The organism is Microbacterium sp. HMWF026, assembly GCF_003061325.1.
GTDB lineage: Bacteria > Actinomycetota > Actinomycetes > Actinomycetales > Microbacteriaceae > Microbacterium > Microbacterium testaceum_E.
Genome location: NZ_QAJB01000165.1, coordinates 1 through 3,933 on the forward strand (window position 1 = coordinate 1; position 3,933 = coordinate 3,933).

Genomic DNA, 3,933 nt, shown 5'->3' on the forward strand with positions numbered 1-3,933 from the left:
CCCCGTGCTCGTGGCAGGCCGCGAGGGGGTGCTCGAGAGGGCGGGGGATGCCGGGGACTCGGCGAGGCGATCGTCGCGCCAGCGCTCCCATTGGGCGAGCTTGTCGAGCAGCGTCGAGACCACCGAGAACACCCACGCCCAGCGCGCCGGGTCGACGGTCGACAGCTCCTCCCCGGAGTACAGCAGCAGCCAGTCGTCCACGATCTCGACGTCGAGCACCGACGCCGTGTCGATGAGGCGCGCCATCACGTCGGGGGTGAACAGGTACAGGGCATCGCGTTCGTACCCCTCCGGGCAGAACAGCCGGAAGTGCCGGTCGAAGTCGCCCTCGAGGCTGAGCCGTTGCGCGCGGCCCCACGACGCGGGAAGGTTGCTGCCGAACAGGCCGTCGTTGGCGGTGGCATCCAGCACGATGTGGGGGAGGGGTACGGCCAGTCGGATCGCGATGTAGCCCCACCGCACGGTCGAGGTGTTCTTGCCGTTGCTGACCGTGTAGCTGTGGTTGCCGACCTCGACGAAGCGCGGCTCTCGCCCGCGCAGCACGTCGCTCGCCTGGCGATCCCCACCGATCGCGAAGATGACGCCCGGCAGCGGCGGACTCGGCACGGCGGGCACGAACTCCATGCCGACGTCGCGGGCGAACCCGGCCAGTCGCCACCGCCGCGCCTCTTGCGCTCGCTGCGCGCGCCGCGAGAACACGACCGCCGCGACCAGGGCACCCGCCGCGAGCAGCAGCGGAACGAGGAACAGGATGCCGAGGATGATGGCGCCCGGGCCCAGGGCCACGGCGAACACCACCAGCAGCGCGATGATCACGGCCGCGACCCCGCCCAGCATGACGAACGCGAGGATGAACGCCACGAGCGCCACGGCATTCGTCCGGGGCAGGTGTCCCTCGGCGCGCAACCGCTCGGTGAACGCGCGCGCCGCCGCCGGATCGTCGGGCATCGTCAGCGCCCGCGCGTCGAATGCTCGAATGCCTGCCATCCGGCCCCCCGCCGTCGTCGTGCCCCCACGCTACCGAGCGTGGACGCCCCCTCGTCGAAGCTGTACGCCCGGGCGCGGCGCGGGGGCGCGGCATCCGTTAGACTACGAAGGTTGTCCGGCGACGCCCATGCGCGTGTGAGCCCGTGACGACGTGCAACACACCCTCCTGCTGCCGGGAAATGCCCGTCAGCCGTTCTAGTCCGAAGGAGGTGGGTTAGTGACGCACCAGTACGAACTCATGGTCATCTTCGATCCCGAGGTCGACGAGCGCCAGGTCGCTCCGAAGCTCGACGGATTCCTCAAGGTCATCACGGCCGATGGAGGAACCATCGACAAGATCGACATCTGGGGCCGCCGCCGTCTGGCCTACGAGATCCGCAAGAAGAACGAGGGCATCTACGCCGTCGTCAACTTCGTCGCGACCAGCGAGGCCACGAACGAGCTCGACCGTCAGCTGAAGCTGAACGAGCAGATCATGCGCACCAAGGTCCTGCGCGCCGAAGAAGCGATCGCCCAGGTCGCCGCCGAGGCCAAGCGCTCCGAAGAGAAGGCCGCCCGCAAGGCCGCCGCTCCTCGCAAGGTCGAGTCCGCCGAGAAGGCTGCGAAGTAACGACGATGGCCGGCGAAACCGTCATCACCGTTGTGGGCAACCTCACGGCCGACCCCGAGCTGCGTTACACGCAGAACGGTCTTCCGGTCGCGAACTTCACCATCGCGTCGACCCCCCGCACGTTCGACCGTCAGGCGAACGAGTGGAAGGACGGCGAGGCGCTCTTTCTGCGCGCCTCGGTGTGGCGCGAATTCGCCGAACACGTCGCCGGCTCGCTGACCAAGGGCTCCCGCGTCATCGCGACCGGGCGTCTGAAGCAGCGTTCCTACCAGGACCGCGAGGGCAACAACCGCACCTCCATCGAACTCGAAGTCGATGAGATCGGCCCCTCGCTCCGCTACGCGACCGCTCAGGTCACCCGCGCCGCCGGTGGCGGCGGGGGTGGCGGAGGCGGACAGCGTGCGCAGGTGCAGCAGTCCAACGACGAGCCGTGGTCGACCCCCGGGTCGAACAACGGCGGCGGTGGAAACAGCGGCGCCGACGCGTGGAGCACGCCCGGTTCCTACGGCGACGACACCCCGTTCTGATCTTCGCTTCGCTCCCGAGCGAGACGACCCCCTGAAATTCCGGATGCCACACCCCGGTCCGCGTGACCGGCCCGGCACCCGAACCATACGAAAGAAGGAAGCATGGCTGGAAAGGCCACTGGCGACCGCCGCAAGCCGCGGAAGGGCGCGAAGAACGCCGCCCCCGCGAAGGCGATCCGCGTCGGCGTCATCGACTACAAGGACGTCGCAACCCTCCGCAAGTTCATCTCGGAGCGCGGCAAGATCCGCGCCCGTCGTATCACCGGTGTCTCCGTGCAGGAGCAGCGCCTGATCGCCCGCGCCATCAAGAACGCGCGCGAGATGGCTCTCCTGCCCTACGCCGGCGCCGGCCGCTAAGGAGCACCCGATGGCAAAGCTGATTCTCACGAATGAGGTCACCGGGCTCGGTAGCGCCGGTGATGTTGTCGAGGTCAAGAACGGGTACGCCCGTAACTACCTCATCCCGCAGGGCTTCGCCGTGGCTTGGAGCCGTGGTGGCGAGAAGCAGGTCGCGTCGATCCGCGCCGCTCGCGAGTCCCGCGCGATCCACGACCACGAAGATGCCGTGGCCCTGAAGAACTCGCTCGAGTCGACCACCGTCAAGCTCGCCGTCAAGGCCGGCAACGAGGGTCGCCTCTTCGGTTCGGTCAAGCCCGCCGATGTCGCCGACGCCGTCAAGGCCGCCGGTCTGGGCGAGCTCGACAAGCGCAAGGTCCAGATCACCTCGGCGATCAAGTCGGTCGGTCAGCACGAGGCGACGGTTCGCCTGCGTGACGACGTCACCGCCGTCATCACCCTTCAGGTGGTCGCCGCGAAGTAATTCGCTGCACTCTCGAGAACGGCCCCGTTCCTGCTTCGGCAGGGCGGGGCCGTTCCGCGTTCGCGGGGTGGCCCCGCAGCCTGCCGAAGGGCCACTCGTGACCCCTCGACGACCGGTCTGAAGGTGAACCGGCGGGTGCAATTCGCGCGCGACAGTCCCGGGATGCCGCGAACTCGCCTCTCGACCACCTCGGACGCACGTAATGGTGACGCGTGCGCAGTCACCTTCTCGCGACCCTGGCGGTGGTCTCGGCCGCCCTGGCGGCATCCGTCATCCCTCTCGTTCCGACCCCCGCGGCGGCCCTCGTCCGCACGAGTGCGGCGACCGACGTGGACGGCGACACCATTCCCGACAGCATCGAGCGGGTGGTGTGCGGGTCGGCGACGTGCGCGACGGGCACCGAGGACACGGACGGCGACGGCATCGCCGACGCCTCGGCCGTGCAGGCCTACGCGACGTACCGCCAGACCCTCGCGGTGACCGGTCGCGAATACCCGTGGGTGAGTGGGGAATCGTTGGCGAGTACGGACCCGTTATGGCACATCCCGTTCAAATAAGAATCTCTGATGCGATCGACCTTGGCGCCGCTGGCGTAGAAGGCGTGCCCGTGCTCGAAGATGAGGACCCTTTATGCCATGACGATCTCCTGCTGGAGGCCCAAGTCCTGGACATGAAGGTGAATTTTACAGAAGGCGTAATGACGGTCCTCTTCGATCTGCGCCAGGCGTTTCACTTTCGCGATTCGAATGTTGCAATCCTCTCTTGTCGAAGGTGTACGAGTTTAGACGTGCTCTACACTCCGAGCGGTTCTCCACTACACGCGCATTCGGTTTTCGGTTCACGGTGGCGAGGCGGTAGTGGCGGGGTACTTTTCGAGATGGACTTATACCCGGGTCCCGAGTCATTTATAAAGATGGGTGGTGCCTCTTTATCATTTATGGCGGGATCAATCAAAGATATCTCTCCTGCGCCACCCGATTATGGAACAT

At 67.0% G+C, this 3,933-nt stretch carries 7 protein-coding genes; 6 read left to right on the plus strand and 1 reads right to left on the minus strand.

What is annotated here, in order from left to right; genetic code table 11:
- A partial coding sequence (locus DBR36_RS06945; protein ID WP_146185265.1) for a hypothetical protein occupies positions 1-987 on the minus strand: 987 nt, incomplete at its 3' end.
- Between the two features lie 217 nt (positions 988-1,204).
- Between DBR36_RS06945 and rpsF the strand changes: the two genes are divergently transcribed.
- From rpsF to DBR36_RS18055, 6 genes are all read left to right on the plus strand, one after another.
- A complete protein-coding gene (rpsF, locus tag DBR36_RS06950) occupies positions 1,205-1,597 on the plus strand; it encodes a 30S ribosomal protein S6 (protein WP_058622540.1) in 393 nt (130 codons plus the stop codon).
- A 5-nt stretch (positions 1,598-1,602) separates the two neighbouring features.
- Positions 1,603-2,124 carry a single-stranded DNA-binding protein gene (locus DBR36_RS06955; protein ID WP_108318176.1) on the plus strand — a complete coding sequence of 174 codons (522 nt, stop codon included), beginning with the start codon at positions 1,603-1,605 and terminating at the stop codon, positions 2,122-2,124.
- A gap of 102 nt (positions 2,125-2,226) precedes the next feature.
- Complete coding sequence (gene rpsR / locus DBR36_RS06960; RefSeq protein WP_013584646.1) at positions 2,227-2,481, plus strand: 30S ribosomal protein S18; 255 nt, start codon at positions 2,227-2,229, stop codon at positions 2,479-2,481.
- A 10-nt stretch (positions 2,482-2,491) separates the two neighbouring features.
- Positions 2,492-2,944: a 50S ribosomal protein L9 gene (rplI, locus tag DBR36_RS06965; protein WP_108318177.1), complete on the plus strand. Its 453-nt coding sequence runs from the start codon at positions 2,492-2,494 to the stop codon at positions 2,942-2,944.
- Between the two features lie 212 nt (positions 2,945-3,156).
- Entirely contained in the window at positions 3,157-3,501 is a 345-nt protein-coding gene (locus tag DBR36_RS06970; RefSeq protein ID WP_108318178.1) for a hypothetical protein, read from the plus strand.
- A partial coding sequence (locus DBR36_RS18055; protein ID WP_219927624.1) for a hypothetical protein occupies positions 3,480-3,933 on the plus strand: 454 nt, incomplete at its 3' end. The genes DBR36_RS06970 and DBR36_RS18055, both read left to right, overlap by 22 nt.

What these genes read in the sequence shown, in the direction of transcription:
- DBR36_RS06955 (WP_108318176.1), top strand. Translation starts at nt 1,603, where the DNA reads ATGGCCGGCGAAACCGTCATCACCGTTGTGGGCAACCTCACGGCCGAC.
- rpsR (WP_013584646.1), top strand. Translation starts at nt 2,227, where the DNA reads ATGGCTGGAAAGGCCACTGGCGACCGCCGCAAGCCGCGGAAGGGCGCG.
- rplI (WP_108318177.1), top strand. Translation starts at nt 2,492, where the DNA reads ATGGCAAAGCTGATTCTCACGAATGAGGTCACCGGGCTCGGTAGCGCC.